At 38.5% G+C, this 24,251-nt stretch carries 23 protein-coding genes and 1 pseudogene; 14 read left to right on the top strand and 10 right to left on the bottom strand.

Translation table 11 applies throughout. The annotated features are described in order from the left end of the window. Positions 1 to 49: 49 nt before the first annotated feature. From ZPR_RS16245 to ZPR_RS23460, 5 genes are all read left to right on the top strand, one after another. Entirely contained in the window at positions 50 to 1,054 is a 1,005-nt protein-coding gene (locus tag ZPR_RS16245) for a PDDEXK nuclease domain-containing protein (RefSeq protein ID WP_013072836.1), read from the top strand. Between the two features lie 11 nt (positions 1,055 to 1,065). Continuing rightward, entirely contained in the window at positions 1,066 to 4,245 is a 3,180-nt protein-coding gene (locus ZPR_RS16240) for a type I restriction endonuclease subunit R (RefSeq protein ID WP_013072835.1), read from the top strand. A 450-nt stretch (positions 4,246 to 4,695) separates the two neighbouring features. After that, positions 4,696 to 5,358 carry a DUF6904 family protein gene (locus ZPR_RS16235; RefSeq protein WP_013072833.1) on the top strand — a complete coding sequence of 221 codons (663 nt, stop codon included), beginning with the start codon at positions 4,696 to 4,698 and terminating at the stop codon, positions 5,356 to 5,358. 166 nt (positions 5,359 to 5,524) lie between these two features. Continuing rightward, positions 5,525 to 5,809, top strand: a complete 285-nt coding sequence (locus ZPR_RS16230; RefSeq protein ID WP_013072832.1) for a hypothetical protein — start codon at positions 5,525 to 5,527, stop codon at positions 5,807 to 5,809. 326 nt (positions 5,810 to 6,135) lie between these two features. Continuing rightward, positions 6,136 to 6,273, top strand: a complete 138-nt coding sequence (locus tag ZPR_RS23460; protein WP_013072831.1) for a hypothetical protein — start codon at positions 6,136 to 6,138, stop codon at positions 6,271 to 6,273. A 93-nt stretch (positions 6,274 to 6,366) separates the two neighbouring features. Here the strand turns inward: ZPR_RS23460 and ZPR_RS23755 are convergent, their stop codons facing one another. After that, the gene (locus tag ZPR_RS23755) at positions 6,367 to 6,510 is read right to left on the bottom strand and encodes a hypothetical protein (protein WP_013072830.1); all 144 of its coding nucleotides are present in this window, start codon (positions 6,508 to 6,510) and stop codon (positions 6,367 to 6,369) included. Between the two features lie 221 nt (positions 6,511 to 6,731). Here ZPR_RS23755 and ZPR_RS16220 point away from each other — a divergent pair, with 221 nt between their 5' ends. The 5 genes from ZPR_RS16220 (at position 6,732) to mobC (ending at position 12,228) form a co-directional block, all read left to right on the top strand. Further along, the gene (locus ZPR_RS16220; RefSeq protein WP_083759783.1) at positions 6,732 to 7,274 is read left to right on the top strand and encodes an AAA family ATPase; all 543 of its coding nucleotides are present in this window, start codon (positions 6,732 to 6,734) and stop codon (positions 7,272 to 7,274) included. Positions 7,275 to 7,404: 130 nt separating this feature from the next. Then, positions 7,405 to 8,304 (top strand): toprim domain-containing protein, encoded by a 900-nt coding sequence (locus ZPR_RS16215; RefSeq protein WP_013072828.1) that lies wholly within the window; start codon positions 7,405 to 7,407, stop codon positions 8,302 to 8,304. A gap of 236 nt (positions 8,305 to 8,540) precedes the next feature. After that, positions 8,541 to 8,930 carry a plasmid mobilization protein gene (locus tag ZPR_RS16210; RefSeq protein WP_013072827.1) on the top strand — a complete coding sequence of 130 codons (390 nt, stop codon included), beginning with the start codon at positions 8,541 to 8,543 and terminating at the stop codon, positions 8,928 to 8,930. Beyond that, complete coding sequence (locus ZPR_RS16205) at positions 8,918 to 10,222, top strand: relaxase/mobilization nuclease domain-containing protein (protein ID WP_013072826.1); 1,305 nt, start codon at positions 8,918 to 8,920, stop codon at positions 10,220 to 10,222. The genes ZPR_RS16210 and ZPR_RS16205 overlap by 13 nt, the downstream gene beginning before the upstream one ends. Before the next feature lie 20 nt (positions 10,223 to 10,242). Continuing rightward, positions 10,243 to 12,228 carry a conjugal transfer protein MobC gene (gene mobC / locus ZPR_RS16200; protein WP_041580061.1) on the top strand — a complete coding sequence of 662 codons (1,986 nt, stop codon included), beginning with the start codon at positions 10,243 to 10,245 and terminating at the stop codon, positions 12,226 to 12,228. A 317-nt stretch (positions 12,229 to 12,545) separates the two neighbouring features. Here the strand turns inward: mobC and ZPR_RS23050 are convergent. Next, a pseudogene (locus ZPR_RS23050) lies at positions 12,546 to 12,824 on the bottom strand (CatA-like O-acetyltransferase); the annotation flags it as partial. A 101-nt stretch (positions 12,825 to 12,925) separates the two neighbouring features. On the opposite strand from ZPR_RS23050, the gene tnpA reads away from it, so the two are divergent. Genes tnpA through ZPR_RS16180 form a run of 4 tightly spaced genes read left to right on the top strand, consistent with a single transcriptional unit; the run spans position 12,926 to position 15,566 of the window. Further along, a complete protein-coding gene (gene tnpA, locus ZPR_RS16195) occupies positions 12,926 to 13,192 on the top strand; it encodes an IS66 family insertion sequence element accessory protein TnpA (protein WP_013072824.1) in 267 nt (88 codons plus the stop codon). Then, positions 13,192 to 13,545: an IS66 family insertion sequence element accessory protein TnpB gene (gene tnpB / locus ZPR_RS16190; protein ID WP_013072823.1), complete on the top strand. Its 354-nt coding sequence runs from the start codon at positions 13,192 to 13,194 to the stop codon at positions 13,543 to 13,545. Before tnpA ends, tnpB begins: the two co-directional genes overlap by 1 nt. A gap of 42 nt (positions 13,546 to 13,587) precedes the next feature. Then, on the top strand, positions 13,588 to 15,063 hold the full coding sequence (gene tnpC / locus ZPR_RS16185; RefSeq protein ID WP_013072822.1) for an IS66 family transposase: 1,476 nt from the start codon (positions 13,588 to 13,590) through the stop codon (positions 15,061 to 15,063). Next, complete coding sequence (locus ZPR_RS16180; RefSeq protein ID WP_013072821.1) at positions 15,060 to 15,566, top strand: DUF6398 domain-containing protein; 507 nt, start codon at positions 15,060 to 15,062, stop codon at positions 15,564 to 15,566. Before tnpC ends, ZPR_RS16180 begins: the two co-directional genes overlap by 4 nt. Positions 15,567 to 15,878: 312 nt before the next feature. On the opposite strand, the gene ZPR_RS16175 is transcribed toward ZPR_RS16180, so the two are convergent. The 8 genes from ZPR_RS16175 to ZPR_RS16140 are packed head-to-tail and all read right to left on the bottom strand — an operon-like array spanning position 15,879 to position 24,233. Continuing rightward, positions 15,879 to 17,093: an MFS transporter gene (locus tag ZPR_RS16175; protein WP_013072819.1), complete on the bottom strand. Its 1,215-nt coding sequence runs from the start codon at positions 17,091 to 17,093 to the stop codon at positions 15,879 to 15,881. Beyond that, the gene (locus ZPR_RS16170; RefSeq protein WP_013072818.1) at positions 17,094 to 19,196 is read right to left on the bottom strand and encodes a copper-translocating P-type ATPase; all 2,103 of its coding nucleotides are present in this window, start codon (positions 19,194 to 19,196) and stop codon (positions 17,094 to 17,096) included. A gap of 18 nt (positions 19,197 to 19,214) precedes the next feature. Continuing rightward, positions 19,215 to 19,508, bottom strand: coding sequence for a hypothetical protein (locus tag ZPR_RS16165; protein WP_008616393.1), 294 nt, complete (start codon positions 19,506 to 19,508; stop codon positions 19,215 to 19,217). Between the two features lie 6 nt (positions 19,509 to 19,514). Continuing rightward, positions 19,515 to 20,159: a hypothetical protein gene (locus tag ZPR_RS16160; RefSeq protein ID WP_041579017.1), complete on the bottom strand. Its 645-nt coding sequence runs from the start codon at positions 20,157 to 20,159 to the stop codon at positions 19,515 to 19,517. Then, the gene (locus ZPR_RS16155; protein WP_013072816.1) at positions 20,156 to 21,049 is read right to left on the bottom strand and encodes a ribose-phosphate pyrophosphokinase; all 894 of its coding nucleotides are present in this window, start codon (positions 21,047 to 21,049) and stop codon (positions 20,156 to 20,158) included. Before ZPR_RS16155 ends, ZPR_RS16160 begins: the two co-directional genes overlap by 4 nt. Before the next feature lie 6 nt (positions 21,050 to 21,055). After that, positions 21,056 to 22,558 carry a thymidine phosphorylase family protein gene (locus tag ZPR_RS16150; RefSeq protein WP_041579016.1) on the bottom strand — a complete coding sequence of 501 codons (1,503 nt, stop codon included), beginning with the start codon at positions 22,556 to 22,558 and terminating at the stop codon, positions 21,056 to 21,058. A gap of 28 nt (positions 22,559 to 22,586) precedes the next feature. Continuing rightward, positions 22,587 to 23,963, bottom strand: a complete 1,377-nt coding sequence (locus ZPR_RS16145) for an MBL fold metallo-hydrolase RNA specificity domain-containing protein (protein WP_013072814.1) — start codon at positions 23,961 to 23,963, stop codon at positions 22,587 to 22,589. Positions 23,964 to 23,978: 15 nt separating this feature from the next. Further along, a complete protein-coding gene (locus tag ZPR_RS16140) occupies positions 23,979 to 24,233 on the bottom strand; it encodes a hypothetical protein (protein ID WP_013072813.1) in 255 nt (84 codons plus the stop codon). Positions 24,234 to 24,251: the final 18 nt, after the last annotated feature.

Raw genomic sequence — 24,251 nt, 5'->3', positions numbered from 1 at the left:
AATCCAATGATAATCTAACCGCTTTCCTATAGCACAAGATAAATAGAACATGAATAAAAATAGCCTACAACATAACCTGGTAGAAGAGCTAAGTCAGCTTATAGAACAGGGGAAACACCAAATCGCGGTACAGGTAAACAGTACCATGACTTTGGTGTTTTGGGAGGTAGGCAAACGTATAAATGAGGAAATCCTGCAAAATGAACGGGCAGATTATGGCAAAAACATTGTGACAACGGTGTCGTCACAATTAAAAAAGCGTTACGGGAATAGCTTTGGGACCCGAAATGTAAGAAGAATGATGCAATTTGCCGAGATCTATCCCGATATTCAAATCGTGGGTTCACTATCAAGACAATTAAGCTGGTCCCATTTTGTGGAACTATTCCCCATAAAAAGCAAAGAAACCAGGAATTTTTATGCTCGCCAGATAGCAGAAGAAGGCTGGAGTGTAAGGGAAACCCGGAAGCAAATAGAACGAAAAGCTTTTGAGCGCAAAGAAATTGCCAACAGTCAGTTGTCACGTTCCGGCACAGACATGCAACATAGTTTTAAAGACCCATATTTCCTGGATTTCTTAGGTTTAAAAGAAGGTTATCTTGAAAATGACCTGGAAGCCACCATTTTAAAAGAACTGGAATATTTTATCCTGGAACTCGGGAAAGGATTTGCTTTTATTGAACGCCAAAAGCGAATGATCATAGACGGGGAAGATTTTTATCTGGACCTGCTTTTCTATCACAGGAAATTAAAACGGCTGGTAGCCGTCGAATTGAAAATAGGCAAATTTAAAGCGGCATATAAAGGGCAAATGGAACTTTACCTTAAATGGCTTAATAAATACGAAAAACAAAACGGGGAAGAATACCCTATCGGGTTAATATTATGTGCTGAAGCCAGTTCAGAACAAATAGAACTTTTAGAAATGGACAAAAACGGGATCATGGTCGCCGAATACTGGACAGAGTTGCCACCAAAAAAAGAACTGGAACAAAAAATACATCACGCTCTGGTCGCAGCGCGGGAACGTATAGCCCAGAAAAAATTACAATAAACCAGGCAGGAATGAATAAAAAGTTTACCGAAGCACAACTGGAAAGCGTTTTTGCCACGCAGCTGGAACAGGAAGGTTATCAGCATCAATTGGGAGGCAGCATATCCCGAAAGGAAGATGAAGTGCTCATTGAAAGTGACCTTCGGAAATTTTTGATGACAAGGTACCGGGAAAACGAGATCACCAAAAATGAAGTGGAATCCATTATTCTTAGGCTCAAAACCCTTCCGGCTTCAGTCCTCTATGAAAGCAACAAAGAGTTTATGCAAATGCTTTCGGATGGTTTTTCGCTAAAGCGGGAAGATCGTTCCCAAAAAGACATCTGGATCTATTTAATTGATTATTCCGCAGAGAACAAAAACACTTATAAATTTGTCAACCAGCTGGAAATTACCGGAACCCAAAAACGTATTCCAGACGGGATACTTTATATTAACGGAATTCCGGTGGTGGTTTTCGAATTCAAAACCGCAATTCAGGAAAATACCAGCATTTATGACGCTTATATTCAGCTGACCGTTCGTTATGAGAGAGATATACCTGAACTTTTCAAGTATAACGCATTTTGTGTGATCAGCGATGGCGTAAATACCAAAGCAGGTTCCTTTTTTGCCCCTTACGAATTCTTCTATGCCTGGCGCAGAATCGCAGGACTGACAAAGCCTGCCTCGCCGTCAGGCAGGGACGTTGATGGCATCGATAGCATGTTTACTCTTATTCAGGGGATGCTGCATCAAAACAGGCTTCGGGACATCATTAAAAACTTTATTTATTTACCGGACAGCTCCAAGAAGGATGAAAAGATCGTGTGCCGTTATCCACAATATTATGCGGCGCGGGCTTTATTTGAGAATATTCAGAAAGCCCAGAAACCGGCTGGAAACGGAAAAGGAGGCACCTACTTTGGAGCCACCGGTTCCGGAAAGAGTTATACGATGCTTTTCTTGACAAGGCTTTTAATGAAAAGCAGCCATTTTGAAAGCCCTACCATTATTCTGATTACAGACAGGACTGATCTGGATGACCAGCTTGCGGCACTATTTACCAATGCGAAAGCCTTTATTGGCGATGATGCCATCGCAAGTGTGGAAAGCCGTGCAGATCTTCGGAAACGAATCAGGGGAAGGGAAAGTGGCGGCGTATTCCTTACCACCATACATAAGTTTACGGAAGACACAGAATTACTTACCAATAGAAGCAACGTAATTTGTATATCTGATGAGGCTCACCGGAGCCAGACCAATCTTGACCAGAAAATAAAGATCACTGAGAAAGGAGTTCAGAAAACTTTCGGCTTTGCCAAATACCTTCACGATTCTCTGCCTAACGCCACGTTTGTAGGCTTTACCGGAACGCCAATAGATGCTACTTTAGATGTATTTGGAAAAGTAGTAGATGAGTATACCATGACAGAATCGGTAAAAGACGAGATCACCGTTCGTATTGTATATGAAGGAAGATCGGCCAGAGTGGCCCTTGAAAATAGGGAATTACAAAAAATTGAAGACTATTATCGTGTTGCTGAGGAAGAAGGGGCCAATGAGTACCAGGTGGAAGATAGTAAAAAGCAGTCGGCAAACATGAATGCCATTCTGGGTGATCCCGATCGTTTACAGGCCATAGCAGAAGATTTTGTCCAGCATTATGAGAAAAGGCTGAAGGAAGGTGCTACCGTAAAAGGAAAAGCAATTTTTGTTTGTAGTAATCGCGAAATAGCTTACGACCTTTATAAAAACATCATAGAACTAAGGCCGGAGTGGGCAAAGATCAGAAAAGCAGAAGAAGGTGCCGAATTAACCGAAAAAGACAGGAAGCAGCTTAAGCCTATTGAGCGGATAAAGATGATCATGACAAGGGGAAAAGACGATCCCAAAGAAATGTATGATTTGTTAGGTACAAAAGAGTACCGGAAAGAGCTGGACCGTCAATTTAAAAATGAGAAATCGAATTTTAAAATTGCTATTGTAGTCGATATGTGGCTCACCGGTTTCGATGTTCCGTTTTTAGATAGTATCTATATTGATAAACCCATCCAGCAGCATAACCTTATCCAGACGATTTCGCGGGTAAACCGGAAGTTCCAGGGTAAAAACAAAGGACTGGTAGTAGATTATATTGGTATTAAAAAACAAATGAATTTAGCACTTGCCAAATACAATAAGGGTGAGCGGCAAAATTTCGAAGATATTGAAAGGTCCCTGAAAATAGTAAGGGACCACCTGGATTTACTGGCCAGGATTTTCCACAAATTTGACAGTTCCGATTATTTCCGGAGTGATCCAGTAAGTCAATTGAACAACCTTAACCAGGCCGTTGAATACGTACAGCAAACCAAAGAGCAGGAAACACGCTTTATGAATTTGGTGAAACGCCTGAAAGCCGCCTATGATATTTGCGCGGGAAGTGAAAAGTTAACTCAGGAAGAACGCGATTACACTCATTTTTACCTGGCTATAAAGTCGATAGTCTTTAAGCTTACAAAAGGGAATGCCCCGGACACGGCCCAGATGAACGCCAAAGTAAGGGAAATGATCAAAAATGCTTTGGCAAGTGAAGGAGTGGAGGAGATTTTTAAAATGGGTGACCAAACCAATAGTGAGCAGGATATATTTGATGAAGATTATTTGGCAAAAATTGATAAAATCAAATTGCCCAATACAAAAATCAAACTTTTACAGCAATTATTGGTCAGGGCCATTGATGAGATAAAGAAGGTGAACAAGGTAAAAGGAGTTGATTTTTCCAGGAAGATGGAAGGCCTGGTCTCCAGGTATAATGAACGGAAAGGAGATGTATTACGCAGTGAAGTTTATGAAGAAATGGCGGAACAGCTTACCGATCTTATCTGGCAGGTACAACAAGAGTTTTCGGCCGGGGAAAAGCTGGGAATTGATTTTGAGGAAAAAGCTTTCTACGACATTTTAAAAGAACTATGTATAAAATATGACTTTCAATATCCTGAAAATAAGCTTATCGAGCTTTCAAAAGCAGTAAAAGATTTGGTGGATGAACAGGCAAAATTTCCGGACTGGAGCAAAAGAAATGACATCAAATCTGCTTTAAAAGTCGGGCTTATCTTATTACTCGACGAACACGGTTATCCCCCGGTGGAACGAGACGAGGTTTATGAAGAAATCTTTGAACAGGCTGAAAATTTTAAGAAGAATAGACCTGCTCAGAGAAATCCCTAAATTTTAAGGCTTAGCAATAACAGTGTAAATATTTACCCGCTCAAATAGTAAAAATACGCTATAAAAATTTATTGAATTTGTATTACTATGGCTTTCGTTAAGACCATTTAGGGAATGACTCATAAATTTTAAGTTTTTCCATGAACCTCTCCATATTATATATGTACTCAAGATCTTCATTATCTGAATTCCAAAAAAATTCACGAAGAATCGCTATCTTTCTCAAAACTGGCATTCTGATCCCTTTTCAAGGTATTCGAGTAAAACTAATTGACGGTGTAATTCAAGTAATTTGTCAATGATCTCTTTCCTGAATTCATCGTGAAATTGTACTTCTTTAAATGCTCCCTGCTCTTCCACAATTATTGAAAATTTGGTATTACTAAATATACTAAATTGATTAAAATACTGATATTTGAAAAAAAGAATACAAAATTAAAATGTTTATTTATGTTTCAAAGTAATCCAACCAGGAAAGGGGCAGGAATAGAATTATGGGGTGATTACGGTGACTTAACAAGCTTGTATGAAACCATTCACAAAATAGGGGAGAGGCTAAATGAATATAAAAAGGAAGAGAAGGGGCAATCAGATATAATAATGGGCTTTGCTTATGAGCTTCGTAAAGCTTTCCAGCATTCCAGGTTGAAAGAAAATTTTGTTTTTGATTCGGAGAATAAGGTTGAATACTTTGGCTTTAGATACCTATGGACAGACTTCCTTTATTTAATTTCCGTCCTTCGCTATAATGCAGGTTATGTAGTGTTGGATGCCCTGGATCAGGCAAACCTCTATATCCTGGAATATAATTGTAGAAAAGCCTTATTTGATTATGATCCGCAGGGCGCACAACAAATTCAAAATTTCATAGGGCAAAGAATTGATATAAATAATGACCTGGTTTTTTTAGTGCTGCAGGGTATTAATATAGAATATTTGAGCAAAACACCGGGAAAAAGAAGATTTCGCGGAATACCAGATTTGTTAATTGCTTATACCCAACTTTCGCCAGCCTATAAGATGTGGAAGTCTGATATGGTAAGCAGGGCCAAGGAATTAGGCTGTAATATAGAAGAATTAAATTTTGATGATTATCCTGAAATAGTTTGGTAATCGTTAAGTAAAAAAGCAGCTCTTCAGACAGAATTGATTTTGAAAATCTTAAAACCATCTAAAGCTGCATTTAAGGTTCTTAAATTTAAAGTTGTGAGAAATAAGTAAATAAGATTAAAGTAACTTAATGTTGAATATATCAGGTTAAATTTTAATAGAAATTAAGATGGAAGAAAATAAAAAAACGGTTGCAGAATTGATTATTTATTACAAAAAACAGCGTTTGACCAGCCTGATTTTTGATACTCAGCAGACCGCAGACAAATGCTGTGAAACTTTAAATATGCTATTTAATAAAAAAGGAGAAAAGGAATTTTCGTTTAGTGGAGAAATCAAGACAGTATATTCGGGTAGTAGTGTTGTTGAAGAAATTAAAGATTGGGAAGACGGGAAAATTGAGCCTAGAGGTACCCTTTTCGAAATGATAAAAATCCTGGATCGTTTAAATTAATCTTAAATTGGAGGGTATTTTTATTTTCATTAATTTATTTATTCTTAGAAGATTTTTATTTCAAAATAGCTCAGATAATTAAGTGTAAATTTTCCTTTTCATCTAAGCCTGAAACAGCTATCTTAGTTAGAATATTCTTGAAGCGTTTTGCTTTGAGTCCGGCACTGAAAGCTGGGAACTTTTGATAACAGCAGGACAACAAGTGAAGAACGTTTATGCCATTGCGTGGACGCACTTATTGTTGTTGGGTTTCCTAAGACCTCAGTGCTATAAGTTGCTGCCTAGTTTACTTTTATTCGGCGGCATTAATCTAAAATAGTATTGACATGAAAACCACCGCCAAACATTTTCCCGGATTTCACTATTCAGCTTCAGAACTCCTCAAATACATCACCGTAGCAAAAGATTTTACCTTAATGCTATCCTCATCCTCAGGAGAATTTATTAAATTTACTCCTAATTAACGATTCTTTATTTGAAGATTGGCTCATAGCAAACAAGGTTCAGAATATCAGAAAAGAAGAAGGCTGGATATCCGAATAACCAGCCTGAATACTTTACTTTCCTTTTCCTAACTCATTCAACTTTTCATTGAGTTCAATTAGTCCGGCTTTTTCGAGATATTGACCGGCAATACTTTTCAATTCTTCCAGGTTTTCATCAGGGATATTGGATAAAAGTCCTTCGTTTTTCTTCATCATCTTTCACGACTAATCCACGCTCAATTACATGGTTTAGTAATAGCAAATTTTTACGTGAGATCCTCAAATCAATCTTCACTGTGTCATTCATGCCAGGGATACTTAAGATCGTATCATAAACTTTGGCTACATCATTTGTTGTCAACATCATCACACGTTTTAAATCATTCAACATTAATAACAAAAGTATTAAGAGTAAAAGAAATCATCCTCATCAAAATATGAAGGAGATAATTATTAGAACTATGGAAAACAAATCAAACGCTATTATTATTACAGGAGGTCCCGGAATGGGAAAGACTTCCGTGATAAAACAGCTTTCAGTTATGGGATATCATTCGGTTGAAGAAACCGGTAGAAGTATTATCCAAAAAGAAATTAAAACAGATGGAAATCGTTTACCGTGGCTATACAAAAAAGGATTTGCAATGGCTATGTTTCGGCAATCCCTCAAAGATTTTCAGAATGTGTCGGAGAAGTGTGGATTGACATTTTTTGATCGTGGTATTCCAGATGTCATTGGATACCTAAAACTTTGCAATATTTCCATTCCTGAAATAATTTGGCAGGCAGCGAAAGAAAACCGATATAATACTACGGTTTTTATAACTCCACCTTGGAAAGCTATTTATGTAAATGATGCCGAGAGAAAACAGACTTTTGAAGAAGCAGTTGCCACGTATCATACAATGAAGGAAACCTATTCTTTCTTGGGGTATAAATTGGTTGAGCTACCTAAAACTACTGTTTTAAAAAGAGCATAATTTATTCTTGAATATCTTTTATTACAGTGAGTGCCATCCTATTCGAAATATAGAGAGGATAGACAGATGCCATATCACTTGTTTAACTTTACACCTGTAAACTGAATTGTGAAGATGAAAATGTGTGGTTATGGATTTCAGGAAACAAAAACTTTCCATTGCGGAAGCAAAAGAAATGGATATGGTTCAGTACCTGTCCTTGTTAGGTTATGAACCTTCAAAAATCAGGAACAATGACTATTGGTATCGTTCTCCGTTACGGGAAGAAAAGACACCCTCTTTTAAGGTTAATCGAAAGCTGAACCGATGGTATGATCATGGTCTTGGTAAGGGAGGGAATATGATCGATTTTGGGATTGCACATTATGGCTGCTCGGTTGGAGAATTTCTAAACAAACTGAATGGTCGTTCTTCTTTTCAAGCGCCCTTAAAAAGTATTCCCAAAAGAGAAAATGAACCTGAGCATCAACTTAAAATTTTAAAAGAGGTGGAGCTTAGTTCGTATGCACTCATCCGCTATTTGAAACAGCGAAAAATTCCTGTTGAAATTGCAACCCAATATTGCTGGGAAGTACATTATGAAGTAAATGGGAAAAACTATTACGGAATTGGTTTTAAAAATGATTCCGGCGGGTTTGAAATACGTAATCCTTACTTCAAAGCAAGCAGTTCTCCCAAGGATATTACCACTATAAAAAGTGGTTCCAAAGAGGTGGCAGTTTTCGAAGGTTTTACCGATTTTTTATCTCTTAGAGCCCTCCACAAAAACCTTACTGAAAATAGTCAGGATATTGTGGTTTTAAATTCGGTTTCCTTCTTTGAAAGAGCACGCCCTTTTATGGAGAAACATCAGGCGATTCAACTGTACCTGGATAGGGATGCCACTGGACAAAATCTTACCCAGCGTGCACTTTCAATGAGTACGAAATATATTGATAAAAGCAGCTTATATAAAAACCACAAAGACCTAAATGACTGGCTTATCCATATTGGAAAGCAGCCAAAGAAACGCTTAGGGAACAAACTGTAATCTATTTGCCAAGCATTTTAGAAAACTTCACTATTTAGAAAATTGCCAGAATCCCTAAAAGTGAATAATAAGCCATCGGGAGATTTTTGCAAAAACGATGAGTTTGCGACGTTCCTGCAAACGGCAAGATGAACGGTTGTTTAACAACCGACATCTTGCTGCCTATCACTCGGAACTCGTGGGCAGGGCGTATAGAATGAATTTTTGAGTTTGATAACAGGATAAAGGAGAATGAGATGGAAGGAAAAAAATCAAACAGAACACGCATTATCGGGCTGCGTTTGACACCCGATGAGTATGAAAAAATTGAAAAGAAATGGCAAAACAGCACCTGCCGAAAGCTAAGCGAATATGTCCGTCACAGCCTTTTTGAAAAGCCCATTGTAACTACCTACCGCAACCAATCTGCCGATGATTTTATGGTGGAGATGGGTAAACTTAGAAAGGAACTTAACCATGTGGGGAACAACTTTAATCAGGCGGTAAAAAAGCTGCATACACTTCATGGAATTGCGGAATTTAAAAACTGGCTGATCACCTACGAAGTGGAAAAAAGAACCCTGTTCAATAAGGTGGATGAGATTAAAACTCATATCAAAAAAATGGCAGAGATATGGTTGCAGTAATTAAAACAGGACACTCCATTCACCGCATTTTAAACTACAATGAGAACAAGGTAAAGCAGGGAGTAGCCGAGTGTATCGGAGCAGGAAATTACCCTGTTGACCCGGATAAAATGAGCTTTACCATGAAGCTCAATCGCTTCCTAAAACAGATGGAATTAAATGAAAAAACCAAGCGGAATAGTGTCCATATTTCTCTCAATTTTGATGTTTCAGAAAAGCATTTACCTAAACAAAAACTGCTTGAAATAGCCAATGGTTATCTGGATAAAATCGGTTTCGGTGAACAACCTTATCTGGTCTATCAACATCACGATGCAGGGCATCCGCACATCCATTTGGTGACTACTAATATTGAAGCGGACGGCAAGCGAATTGACTTGCACCATTTGGGTATTCGTAAATCTGAACCAGCTCGAAAAGCATTGGAAAAAGAGTTTGGTTTGGTGCAGGCTGAAGCCCAAAAAAAAGATGAAAATTATCAGTTAAAACCCATAGTTGTAGGCAAGGCAATGTATGGCAAATCGCAAACCAAAATGGCTATTCAGAACATTCTGGAAAATGTGTTGAATCCATACAAATATACCAGCCTTCCGGAACTAAATGCAGTACTCAATCAATATAATGTAAAAGCAGAACGAGGAACGGAAAATTCAAAGGTTTATCAAACTGGCGGATTGTTATACCGGGTGCTGGATGCGGATGGGAATGCGGTAGGTGTCCCTATCAAAGCCAGCCTGTTTTATAATAAACCAACTTTGAAATTTCTGGAGCAGAAATTCAAAGAAAATGCCACTAAACGAACACCTTTTAAAAGACGGATAAAAAATGCGGTGGATAAGAAATTGTTATCAAAAAAGATATCCATTCCAGAACTTATATCTGCATTGGAAAAACAGGGTATCCATACTGTGCTTAGGCAAAACGCTAACGGAATTTTATACGGAATCACCTATGTAGATCACCAAACCAAATGTGTTTTTAACGGAAGTGTTTTGGGCAAAGCCTATAGTGCCAAAGCTATTCAGGAAAGGTGTTTACCGGAAAGGGTTTCAGGACAGGATTTGCTAAGGCATCCCGACCCGAAACAAACCATTGGGTTACAGCCACAGACTGCCGCTGCGGCAGAAACCAAAGAAGTTGATAAAGAATATCAATCTGTTTCCATATTAACAGGAAAAGAAAATGTATTGGAGGTTTTAACCCAGGCAGAAAACACCTCGAATTATTTACCTAATCAGCTTAAAAAGAAACGTAAAAAGAAGAAAAAAAGAAACCTGAATAATAATCAGTAAAAAAAATTAAAGCTATGGCAATGCACACCGGAGAAAATGAACAGGCGCTGAGAAAGATACTGGATATGACCAGGCTCATCAGCATTTCCATTTTAATCATCCATTTCTATTACTACTGTTACAGGGCATTTGAAATATGGGGATGGAGCAGCACTTTTAGTGACCGTATTTTAAGCAATATTTATAAGACGGGATTATTCAGCAGTTTTCACAAATCGAAATTAATTGCACTTTGTTTTTTGGGTATATCCCTTTTAGGAGCCAAAGGGAAAAAGGATGAGAAATTAAATAATAGAACAGCATTTGCTTATCTGATTACCGGACTGCTTATTTATTCTATCAGCTATCTGTGTATGAAGCTGAACATACCAATGGTGACCACTGCTATCCTGTATATGGCACTCACAGGAATAGGCTTTCTACTGGTATTGACGGGAGGAACTTTACTTTCCCGAATCATAAGGGACAAACTCAATAACAAGGATATTTTTAATAAGGAAAATGAAACCTTTCCACAGGAAGAACGATTGCTGGAAAATGAATATTCCATTAACCTTCCTGCCCAATATCAATTAAAGGATAAGCATCGGAAAAGTTGGGTCAATATCATTAATCCATTTCGGGCGATTATGGTATTGGGAACACCCGGTTCCGGAAAATCTTACTTTGTCATACGCCATGTGATTACCCAGCATATTCGGAAAGGGTTTAGTATGTTCGTATATGACTTTAAGTTTGATGACCTTTCCAAAATAGCTTATAACACCTGGCTTAAAAATCAACATCGATACATCAAGCCACCAGCATTTTATGTGATTAATTTTGATGATCTCACCCGGAGCCATCGATGCAATCCCTTGGAACCTTCAGCTATGACCGATATTACCGATGCGGCAGAAAGTGCCCGTACCATTTTGATGGGGTTAAACAGGGAATGGATCAAACGTCAGGGAGACTTCTTTGTGGAATCTCCGATTAACTTTCTGACGGCTATTATCTGGTATCTGAAAAAATACAAGGATGGAGAATTTTGCACCTTGCCGCATGTAATAGAATTGATGCAGGTAGATTATGATAGCCTATTTTCTTTGCTTCGTACCGAAAAGGAAATTGAAGTACTGATAAATCCTTTTGTTAACGCTTATTTGAATGATGTCATGGAACAATTGGAAGGCCAGATAGCTTCGGCAAAAGTGGCGATGGCAAGGCTTTCATCCCCGCAATTGTATTATGTGCTATCGGGAAATGATTTTAATCTGGATATTAATAATCCGGATGATCCAAAGATTGTGTGTATGGGGAACAATCCGCAGAAAATACAAATTTATGGAGCGGTATTATCGCTTTATGTAAACCGATTAATTAAGCTGGTGAACAAAAAAGGGAAGCTAAAGAGCAGCCTTATTTTTGATGAGTTCCCGACCATCTACCTGAACAATATGGACAGCCTGATCGCTACTGCACGAAGCAATAAGGTTTCTACCTGTCTGGGCATTCAGGATTTTAGTCAGCTCCGCAAAGATTACGGCCGTGAACAGGCAGATGTGATTATGAATATTACTGGGAATATTGTTAGTGGTCAGGTGACAGGTGATACCGCTAAACAATTATCGGAACGCTTTGGTAAAATCATGCAGGACAGGGAAAGTTATTCCATCAACAGCGGAGATACCTCGATTAGTCGATCCAAACAATTGGAAGTAGCGATACCACCTTCCAAAATCTCAAGTTTAAGCTCTGGTGAATTTGTGGGCATGGTAACGGATAATCCTGATTGTAAGATTGACTTGAAAGCTTTCCATTGCGAGATTATCAATGACCATGATAGCCTTAAGCGTGAGGAACAAAATTACCAGGACATTGAAGTGATCCGAAAGTTGGATTCGGGCATGGTACAGCGGAATTATTTCCAAATCAAACAGGATATTCAAGATATTATCCAATCGGAAATGGAACGGTTACTAAATGATCCGGGACTGAGCCATTTGGTGGTGAGGAAAGGTTAAAATGATTTTTAAGAAGTCGGGGTGGCAGGAAACTTGCTGCCTTTCGGAAAGCCTATTACCAGCCACTTTATATCTTCTCAGGAGGATATATTCACTGAATCATTCACTAAACTTAAAAGAACATCAAGACTTATATTATTTGATCGTCTTTGATGTTATAAAGAACAAATTAAATTTATAGCTTTAATTTAAAGCGTTTTATAGTCATACCACTGTTACTGACCTCCTCCCTTAAAACCGAACTGTTTAAAAGTAGATAATTCTTAATTGGAAAGCAGTTAATTTAGAATTAAAATGGACCACTACGATTAATCTTGTTATGTATGGTTTCCGTTCGTACTTGTACAGTCCATTAAATTCTGAAAGTGTTCAATAAAAAGGGCTAGGTGATATCCATCCAATAAAGCGTGATGTGCGTGAATAGATATAGGCATTGTTTTCTTATCCTTTTTATGTTCCACTTTTCCAAAAGATATTTTTGGACTACTGTCTGGGAAAGTAAAACTTCTTGCATGTGAAATACTGGTGAATCTCAACCATGGAATGGCGGAAAAATGAATAACATTCTCACCAGAAACAGCGGGAAGTAAGCTATTTGAATTTCTTACCCTCTCTGTTTCTTCGTATGCGTCCGTCTAAGTGCATCTTTTCTGAGAACCGTGTAGGTTATAATTTAGCGGTCTAAATATACTTAAAAATGACCCGATCTTCTACCTCAGAAATGCGTAAGCTGGTCACCAGCTATTATGAATCAGGACAAAGTCAAACGGCTTTTGCCCGTGACCATGGGATTAGCAAAGGAAAACTCTGCTATTGGGTAAACAAGTTTCTCAAGGAGGAAAGCAAAAAACCGGAAAAAAGCAATTTTGTTTCTTTATCAGCCAATCTTTCTACCACTCCAATATCCTCCAGGAGTATGCACATCCGTTTAGGGAATGGCGTAGAAATTGAAATTCCCCTGTAATGTTTGCTTTAAGCAGTTCCCTGAATTACCAGTTATATCTTCCTGGTACCGATATGCGTAAAAGCTTCGATGGGTTATGTGGGCTGGTCCTTGGAGAATTAGGCCATAGTCCCCAGGATGGTTCGGTCTATATTTTTATCAATAAAGCGCGCAATAAGGTCAAGTTACTGCATTGGCAGTCCGGGGGCTTTGTGTTGTACTATAAACGCCTGGAGCGTGGTACTTTTGAATTGCCCGATTACGATGAATCCGTGGGAGGACTCCAATTGGATTACACCCAACTGGTGATGCTCATCGACGGGGTAGCCATCACCAATATGACCCGAAGAAAACGCTATAAAAAAGCCGGTTAAATACTGGTATATTTTTAAGAAGGGTAGTATTTTAGCTACCCGATGACCTATCAGGAGCTACAAAGAGAAAACCAGCAACTTCGAGCGTCCAACGAAGCCTTCAAGGAGAAGATCTCTGCTATGGAGGTACAACTCGGGCAACTCTATAAGCTGATCCAGGGCTTTAAATCGGAACACTTTATTCCTGAAATTCTGGAGCAGCAACTATCACTTTTTTCTGAAAATGCAGATAAAACTGGGCAAGTAGCTAGCCCCAAAGAAACCATCACCTATACCCGGGAGAAACAAAAACATCCGGGCCGTAGCAGCTTGCCGGAACACCTTCCGGTACGGGAAGTCATTCTGGAACCAGTGGAAGATGTAAGTACACTAAAAAAGATTGGCCAGGAAGTTAGTGAAACCCTGGAGTATACCCCGGCCAGTCTGGTTAAAAGACGGACCATTCGTCCTAAGTATGCCAGGAAAGACCAGCAAGGGGTGGTAATCGCGCCACTTCCCACGCGTCCTATCGAAAAATCTATTGCCGAGGCTTGTTTACTGGCTTATATTCTGGTGAGTAAGTATATTGACCACTTGCCATTCTATCGCCAGATTCAACGTTTTAAACGAGAGTTTGGCTGGGAACCGGCCTCCAGTACCTTGAGTGACTGGATGGCGAGTTGCTGTCAGCTGTTGAAACCCCTTTATAATACCTTGAAGCAAAAAATACTTGAAGACGGGTACATCCAGGCTGATGAAAGTCCGATCAAGGTGCTCGATAGTGATAAAAAAGGCAGCACACATCAAGGCTACCAATGGGTCTATCACGACCCCTTGCAAAAACTGGTGCTCTTTAATTACCGGAAAGGACGCGGTCAACAGGGGCCTAAAGAACTCCTTGATGGGTATAAAGGCTACGTCCAGTGCGATGGATGGGGTGTTTATGATAAGATCGGAATTGATCCTGATATTACTATGGCAGGCTGCTTGGTTCATGCAAGGAGAAAATTTGTGGATGCCCGGGACCAGGATAAAGCAAGGGCAGAAAAAGCATTGGCCATATTTAGTGAAATTTATAGGCAGGAAGGAGCGATTAAAGAGGAAGCAGCTGGTGATACGGATATGCGCAAAAAACTAAGATTAAAAAAGGTGCTGCCGCTACTGCAACAGATCAAAACCTGGATCCAGGAAGAGCAGTTTAAAGTGTTACCTAAAAGTGCCATCGGAAAAGCCATGACCTACTTTATAAATCAATACCCTAAGTTCGAGGTGATCTTTGAAGATGGGAGGATCGAATTGGATAATAACCTCATTGAGAATGCTATTCGTCCATTGGCTCTCGGTCGAAAAAATTTCTTGTTTGCAGGCTCTCACAAGGCTGCGCAGAATGCGGCTATGTTATATTCCTTCTTTGGGAGTTGTAAAATGCATGGTGTGAATCCCCAGGAGTGGTTAGAGGATACCCTGCAAAGAATACCTGATCATAGCATCCAAAAACTGGAGGAGTTACTACCGGGGTATAAAAAAGCATCATTATGAGTAAAGAAGAGACCAAGGCTAAAGAAACATTGTTAATAGACCTTACAAGAACATTCTGTATTCAGGAAATAAATGAAGAGTATGCTGCGCTCTGTGAGAAACTTATTAAGAAAATGGGCAGAAAAAGAGAAGTCCCTTTTAAAAGAGGAAAGCCCGAGATATGGGCCGCTGCAGTGATTTCTACTATAGGCTCAATAAATTTCCTGTTTGATAAATCCTTTGAACCTTATATTGCCAGCAGAAGTATTCATAACCACTTCGGCACTAAATCTAGTACCGTGACCAATAAAGCTGCTGAAATTAAGAAGATGTTCAACCTTTGGTATTATAACTCAGAATTCTCTACTGGGCATATGCAAGAAAATGATCCATTTAGCGATTTAGTCATGGTAGATGACCTGATGCTGCCTCTAAACTCATTACCAGAATATATGCAAACCATAGTTAAGGAAGCAAGGGCACAAGGGAAAGAAATTGCCTTTACTTCTGAGGATCCAGAGTGAAAACTATTATAGGTAGTTGTTGAGATACACACTTCTAGAAAAACGGCTCGGACGGATACTTTTAAAGAATATGATTTCATTTTGTTTGTCTTGAAATTCATTTTCTCTTACACAAACTCGCAATTGCTGTAAGTATTGTCTTGAAATGGAAATACCTTGTTCAACATTATTGAAATCGTTAAGATTAGATTCCTCAACTGCTTTTATTTCCTCTTTGTAATTATCTAAAATTTTATGAATCAGCTTATGCAAAATATTTGGGGCTTTAGATTTGGGTTAATTATCAATAAATATGGTTATGTGCTTATTTTTTTATGGTGGATTTTTGAAAAAGAATAAAAAACCAATAACAGCCAAGACAATGCTGCCAGCAATTATAAAAGGGTAGTAAAAACCACCTGCGAGTAACCAAGTCCCTAAAACAGGCCCTAGAATTTGACCAACGCTATTAGTAGAGCTCTGAATAGAAATGTTCCTGCCAGTATTTTGCTTTGATATTAATGAGACCGCAGAAAGTAAATTTGGGGTTACCATAGCACCTCCAGCAGCGAAAACAACGATTAACACATATACCAAGTATTCATTCTTAAAAAAGGGAAAGACAATTAAGGATAATCCAGATATAAACAACCCTAATGCAATTTGTTTCTTTGTGGATAAAAACTTCTCTCCGTAAGTAGCGAACAAAGGTTGTAAAACAGCCATTATTGAACCACATAGCATAAAACCAATACCTATTTGGTTACTGTTAAATCCTAATTCATCTTTCCCATATATTGAAAAGACAGTTTCAAACAGCGTTACTACAAATTGGATGACAAACGACAGACCCAGTAATACGACAAAATATTTGGTAAATGTGAATCGCAAGCTCGCTTTTTGTGTTGTGAACGTATGTACGCGAGTGGTGTTTTTTAACCATTTTGCTACTACAAATAAGACTATAAGTCCTAGAAGAGCGGCAAACAAAAAGGGTACTGAAAATCGGTCTAAATGCAGCAGACCTATCGTATATTTTAAATGAAGGTCAGTTTGAGACAGAAAGCCACCAATGACAGGGCCAAAAATAACACCAGAGCTAATGGCAACACCCGACCAACCCATTATTTTTGTTCTTCGTTTTTCAGAAGTAATGTCGCTCAAATATGCGTTGCTAACTGGAATAACTGATGACGTGAAAATACCACCAAAGATGCGAGCAACATATAGCATCGTCAATGATGTAGCAAGACCGGTAAGTAATTGCATAATTACAAAGCCGATTAGCCCAACAATGATAATTGGTTTACGTCCATATCTATCTGAAAGCTTTCCCCATACCACAACAAAAATTAATTGAAATAATGGATAAATGCTTGTAAGCAGTCCAATATGGAAGTTGATTAAATCGGTATCAAGATTGTCTTTTAAAGCTAATCTTTCGGTATAGTAAGGAAGGGTTGGCAATAATATACCATAGCCCAACATCACTACAAATAAACTCAACAGGATTAAAAATATCCTGTTGAGTTTTTCTTTTCTTTCCATTTATTTTTTACCGATTTTTCTTTTTAACAATTGTGCATTAATGGCCACTATAATGGTGCTCAAACTCATAAATACAGCTCCAACGGCAGGTCCTAAAACAAAGCCTGAAGAATATAGTACGCCAGCTGCTAAAGGAATAGCCACTACATTATATCCCGTAGCCCAGATTAGATTCTGAATCATTTTGTTATAGGTCGCTTTTCCGAATAGAATTAGATTGGCAATATCCTGTGGATTGCTATTTACCAAAATAATATCGGCAGTTTCAGCAGCCACATCTGTTCCGGAACCAACGGCAATACCAACATCAGCTTTTGCAAGTGCAGGCGCATCGTTTACACCATCGCCAGTCATAGCCACAAATTCTCCTTTGTTTTGTAACTTTTCTACAATTTCTACCTTTTGATGTGGCAGCACTTCAGCATAGTAACCATCCAAGCCAAGCTTATCACTTACAGCTTTGGCTGTTTTTTCGTTATCTCCTGTTGCCATCAAAACTTTAATGTTATTCTTTTTAAAGACTTTTATGGCTTCGGCAGATTCTGGTCGTATTTCATCGGCAAGAGCAATGTAACCAGCTAATTTTCCATCAATCAAGACAAAAACAACTGTTTCAGCGGCATCACTGTATGCGTCTTCGGGAATAGTGATTTTTTCATCCCTTAAAAAACCAGGACTAACCACTTTTACTTGCTTACCTTCTACATTGGCCTCAACGCCTTTACCTGTAATTGCATTAAAGTTTTCAGGCTTTGGGATGGTCATATTATCTTCTTTGACTTTTTTAATAATACCTACGGCGATAGGATGTTCCGAACTTTGTTCCAATGCACTCGAAAGCCTTAAAATTTCTTCAGATGAATAAGTTTCGCTAACAGACTCAATTCGAGTAACGCCAAAATCGCCTTTGGTCAATGTTCCCGTTTTATCAAACAATAAAGCTGATATTTTTCGGGATTCTTCAAAAGCTGTCCTATTTCGAATTAATAACCCGTTTTGAGCTGAAACAGCAGTAGAAATAGCAACCACAAGTGGTATGGCAAGACCTAATGCGTGTGGACAAGCAATGACCATAACGGTAACCATTCTTTCTAAAGCATAGACAAATGGAAAGCCTAAAATCAGCCATACCGCTAATGTTCCAAAACCAATACCTAATGCGATATAGGTAAGCCATTTTGCAGCTCTATCCGAGAGGTTTTGCATTTTTGATTTGGTTTTTTGCGCTTCTTCGACCATTTTGATGACCTTGTTGAGATAGCTATCTTTTCCAGTATGCTCAACCTTTACTTTTAAGGTACTGTTACCATTTACCGAACCACCAATAACCTTATCGTTTTCATCTTTTTTTACAGGTTTGGATTCGCCTGTAAGCATAGATTCGTTCAGGTAACTTGAACCGTCTACTATAATCCCATCAGCAGGAACTTTTTCACCTGGTTTAACCAAAATCACATCATCCTTTAGTAAATCTTCAAGAGGGATGTCTTCTATGATGTCGCCTTTTACCCTGTGCGCTTCCGCAGGCATCATACTTACCAGTAACTGTAAAGCTTTTGACGCACCTAACACACTTTTCATTTCTATCCAATGACCAAGCAACATTATGGCTATAAGTGTTGATAGCTCCCAGAAAAAGTCTTCGCCTCTTAAGCCAAATACGGTCGCGGTGCTATAAAAATAAGCTACAGAAATTGCCATAGAAATCAAGGTCATCATTCCTGGCGCACCTTTTTTGATTTCAGACCAGAATCCTTTTAAAAATGGCCAACCACCATAGAAATATACGATTGTGGAAAGTGCAAAAAGGATATATGGATTTCCGGGAAGCAAAAACTCATATCCAAAAAAGTCCTGAATCATCGGCGAGAAGAACAGTATGGGAATAGTAAGTACAAGGGTTACCCAAAACCGTTTTCTAAAATCGGCAATCATCATTTTATGATGGTCGTGCCCGTGTTCTCCGTGCCCTGGATTGTGGCCAGAATGGTCTCCACCTTTGTGGTTCATTTTAGAATGGTCTTCTTTTTTGTGTTTCATCTTCGAATGGTCCATTTTAGAATGGTCCATTTCATCGTGATTGTGGTGTTCGTGATTTTCCATTATTGTCTTGTTTAAGTGTTATCGTAATTTTTTTCTCATAGCTTCCGAAATGTTTTCGGCATAGACGCCATAGGCATCTACCAAAAGTCCTTTAATCCCATTTTTTGATGAAATAGCATAAAGCACACTATTATCGTCGGTACTGCTCATACCCTCAAAACGATGCATCTCGTCAACATTAAAATCTTCTGGGTGTATTTCAATTTTTAGTGAGGCACACTCCAAACATTCTGGTTTTAGGTTAAAATCATATGTATAGCCATTTCCCTGTAAATCGTTTATGGCTTCAGAAAGTGTATCGTAATTTTTCATCTGTCTTTATTTATAGTTTATTGTAAAATAGCTGTTATCTGCTTCTGAAAATTTCTGAAAAGTCAATAAACCTTTTTCATTTAATTTTTCGATAACGGTATAATTGAGTTGCTTAATGCGAATTCCCCAGGCATAGGCTTTAATATTAATTTTTGATTTTATAGTGTTTTTCCCATCCTCTAATTTTCGGTCATAAATTTTTATGATGCTTTTGGAACCAAAAAAGTTTAACAAGCCCGAGTCAAAACTCATTTCCAATTTAATATCTTTCAAGTTTTGTAAATCGTAGAGCTTTTTAAAATTTTCAGAAATGGTATTAATTTCGGTTTCTTTTGATTTTGGCTTGGAAAACGGAAAAGCCATTATCATTACATTGGCGTCATCTGGCTCACAACGGTAGGTAGTAGTGTATTTATCGGTTGATTGTTTGTTTTTGTCAAACAATTCTGTAACTACCTTTATTTCATAATATCCATTTTCCTTTATTGTTTCTCCAGCTTCAAAAGTTTGTTTATTGAGAAAATCACCTTCTTTATCAAAGTTTTCCCGAATAACAACTCTGCCTGAAATCTGCCCAATGAGCATTTCAGTTTGTCCAGTCATTGTGATGCTGAATAAAGTGATTAGTACTATAAAGCCTTGTTTTCTCATATATGGTGCATTAATTTTTTTACCTCTTTTGCCATAATATCACTTAAATCTATTCCATTTGAAGAGTGTGGGATGGTATTACAAGTCACTATTTTTTCTACTCCGGAATCCAATAAATCTTGATAGGTGTTTCCTGAAAAAACGGCGTGAATGCCTACACAAATAGGTGGTTTCATTCCTGCTTTTTTAAGATGTTGTACGGTTTCAATCATTGTTCGGGCTGTGGAAATAATATCATCTACCAAAATGGGTGTAGCATCTTTATATATATCCACATCGGGAACAGAGACTTCTACATCACGGTCACCGTGACGCACCTTTTGTAATACCGTAAATGGTGCTCCTGCATTTTTGGCGACTTCTGATACCCATTGTTCACTTTCAGAATCAGGTCCGATAAGTACCGGGTTTTCGATATTTTCTTTAATCCAATCTGAAATAGCATCGGCAGCGTGAATTACTTTATTTGGAATTTGATACACTTCTCCCAACGAACTAATTCTGTGCAAGTGAGGGTCAACTGTGGTAATGCTATCGGCGAAACCAGAAATCAATTTTCCGAAGAAACCAGAAGTTACCCCTTCGCCTTCATTAAATACTTTGTCCTGCCGCATATATGCCAAATAGGGCGCTACCAAACAGGTGCACATTGCCCCTAATGATTTGGCAGTATGACTTAAAAAATAAAGGGGCAATAGTTTTTCGTCTGGTTCGTGCAAGGTGCATACCAGTACCACACATTTATCTTTAACATCAGATAAGATGCGTGTGTACGATTCCCCGTCAGGGAATTTACGCAAAATGGCTTTGCCCACTTCAGCATCCATTTTTGTAGCCATTAGTTCTGTGAGTTCTTCATTTCCGGGAAGACAGAATAATATTGTTTTCATAGTTTTTTAAATTATAGTTATGATGTCGTTATGGTTGTTTTTATATTCCAGAGCATAGTTGAGTTCGCCTTTGGATTCAGCATATATGGTATATAATAATTGGTCTATTTCAATTTTTTCATTTAAATGGACATTCAAAAGAATCCCTGCCGATTTAGACTGCGGTGCGCCGGAAAGCTTGGCGAGTTTTGCTATCTTTCTATTATCTATGCGCTTTAAAACCCCAGAGTTTTCTGCTCTAATTTCGGTTTTATAGGGTGCTAAAACAGGTTTTGAAAAGCGACCTTGCGCATTACAAATAGCAAGGAATTTTTTATAAGCCTGACCAGATTTGAGAATTTCACGTGCGGTTTCCAGTCCCTTTCCTTTTTCTACTTTTCCAGAAAGTTCTAATAGTTCAGTAGCTAAAAGCAATGCTCTTTCTGTTAAGTCTTTAGGTGCATCTTCCTCATTTTTCAAAACTTTTAATATATCTATGGCTTCTAATGTTGGACCGATACCCCTTCCAACAGGCTGCGTGCCATCCGTAACTACAACTTTTACATTCAAGTCAACAGATGTCCCAACGGTTTCCATATGATTTTTTAGTTTTTCTGCCATTTCGGTACTGCGAACCTTGGCGGTTTCTCCCACGGGAATATCAATGACCACGTGAGTAGAACCAGCTGCTGCCTTTTTAGAGAGTACTGAAGCGATGAGCTGACCTTCGCTATCAATATCCAAGGCTTTTTCAATTTTAATGAGCACATCATCGGCAGGACTTAACTGCGCTGTACCGCCCCAAACAAAACATCCGCCTTCTTTTTCTACTACGGTCTTTATTTCCTCGGAAGAGAGCGTAACATTGGTCAGTACTTCCATTGTATCTGCTGTGCCTGCTGGCGAAGTGATTGCCCGTGAGGATGTTTTTGGCATAGTAAGCCCATACGCGGCAACAATGGCAACTACCAATGGTGTTGTCCTATTGCCAGGCAATCCGCCAATACAATGTTTGTCGACCACGATATCCTTGTTCCAGTTCAGTTGCTTTCCGGAAGCAATCATTGCTTTCGTTAGGTCGGATATTTCATCAATATCCATTCGGTCGCCAGCACAGGCAGTAATAAATGCCGAAAGGTGGATGTTGGAATAATCGCCTTCCACGATATCGGTTATGATGTTGTTATAGGCCTTATAATTCAGTTTTTTGTTATAGATTTTTGCCCTGACGTGGCTTAAGGATTCAATAGGCTCTAAATGGGAAACATATAATGTATCGTTTGGGGAAACATTGAGTTTTTTCGCAGCAGCATCTGATAGTCCGATTTCATTAGGCAACAGAATATCAGAATTCAGGACATTAAGACTTGCTACGATTGATGTATTTGCATTGGATATTCTTATTCGGGTAAGTGCCTCAAACCCTTCTGAAATACAGACGTGGCAATCTTCGCGCATATACACTACATTTTCGTTTTGGGTATAGATTCCGAGATGTTTATATTTTAATATGTTTGAGTGTGTGTCCATATTTTATTGGTTGTTGTGATTTTTCGATTTATTCTATTTCTTCGATGGTGTATAATTGCGGAATTTCCGCATCCCACCCATAGGTTTCCTTGATGCCTTTTTGCAATGCTTCTGCACTCTCTTTTTCACCGTGTACAATGAAAATACGTTCGGGTTTGTTTTTTATCTTATCCATCCAGTCCATAAGTTCTGCGTGGTCTGCGTGTGCCGAAAGCCCTTCAATTTCTGCAACTTCCATATCAAAGGGCACCCATTTTCCATAGACTTTTAGTTCCTTATCGCCTTCCAATAATTTTCTGCCTCGCGTACCTTCAGCTTGATAACCCACAAAAAGCAAGGTGTTGTTGGGGTTTTGTGCCTGTGTTTCAAGGTAGTTTAGCATTCTTCCGCCAGTAAGCATTCCGCTTCCTGCAATCACAATTTTTGGTTTGTTATCGGTTCGTAATTCCATAGTTTCCCGATAACTGCTTACGACCGTAAAATGTGAACACATTTCATCACATTCATTCTCATCTAGTCTGTGCCAGTCCCTTGTGCGATGAAACAATTCCAATACACTAGCGCCCATTGGGCTGTCCATTATCATTCGTACTTTTGGGATTTTCTTCTCTTTCAATAATTTCCAAAAAATCACCATCATCAGTTGGGCGCGTTCTACCGAAAAACTTGGAATAAAAAGACTTCCACCTCTATTGATAGTGTCATTGACCAATTTTTCAATCTGCGGAAGTGCTTCTATTTCATCGGGATGAAACCTTCCACCATAAGTGGATTCAATGAAAAGCACATCCGCTTTTTTTGGTTTAAGGGGTGGATAGAGCAATAAATCATTGGTTCTACCAATGTCTCCTGAAAAGACAAAACGTTTTCCGTGCACATCCAACTCAATATAGGTTGCACCCAGAATATGTCCGTTGTATTGGAAGCGAGCCCTAATACCATCAAATAACGGAATCCATTGTGATTGTGGAATTCCTTTAAAGTGTGGGATAGTTTTTTCTACATCCTTTAAATCGTATAATGGTTCTGCGGGACTATGTTTGGAATAGCCTTCCTTATTGGCACGTTCGGCTTCTTGCTCCTGTATTTTTGCACTATCATTCAAAATGATTTTTGCAATGTCCAAAGTAGGATTCGTACCATAAATGGGACCATTGAAGCCTTGTTTTACCAATCTGGGTAAATAACCTGTATGGTCCATATGACCGTGGGTAAGCAAAACAGCATCAATATCACCTACATTAACAGGTGGGTACTCCCAGTTTTTAAGGCGTAATTCCTTTAACCCTTGGAAGAGGCCACAGTCTATAAGTATCTTTCTATCTCCTGTATCCACCAAATATTTTGAGCCGGTTACCGTACCTGCTGCACCTAAAAAGTGAATATTTATTTTATTGTTATCCATCTTTATAGTATTTATTTAGAGTCCACCACAGCAGGAAGGTGTATTTCCTTTATCTTGTTTTGATTTGCTCAATTCCACTATTTCTTTATATAGATTACGAGAATCCTCTTTAATAAAAAGAGCCAATTTCTTTACTGATTTAGGTTCAAAGTGAACCATTTCCAATAATATCTCAAGGGCTTCTTCAAGTAGTTTTGAGTCATCTTCCAATGCCTGGTAAAATGGTTCTAAATCTATGTTGCCCTGTTTTTGCAATTCTTCAGTTTTCATTTGTATTATTTTTAAAAA

The organism is Zunongwangia profunda SM-A87, from assembly GCF_000023465.1.
GTDB lineage: Bacteria > Bacteroidota > Bacteroidia > Flavobacteriales > Flavobacteriaceae > Zunongwangia > Zunongwangia profunda.
This window is presented reverse-complemented; position numbering and strand designations above follow the sequence as displayed.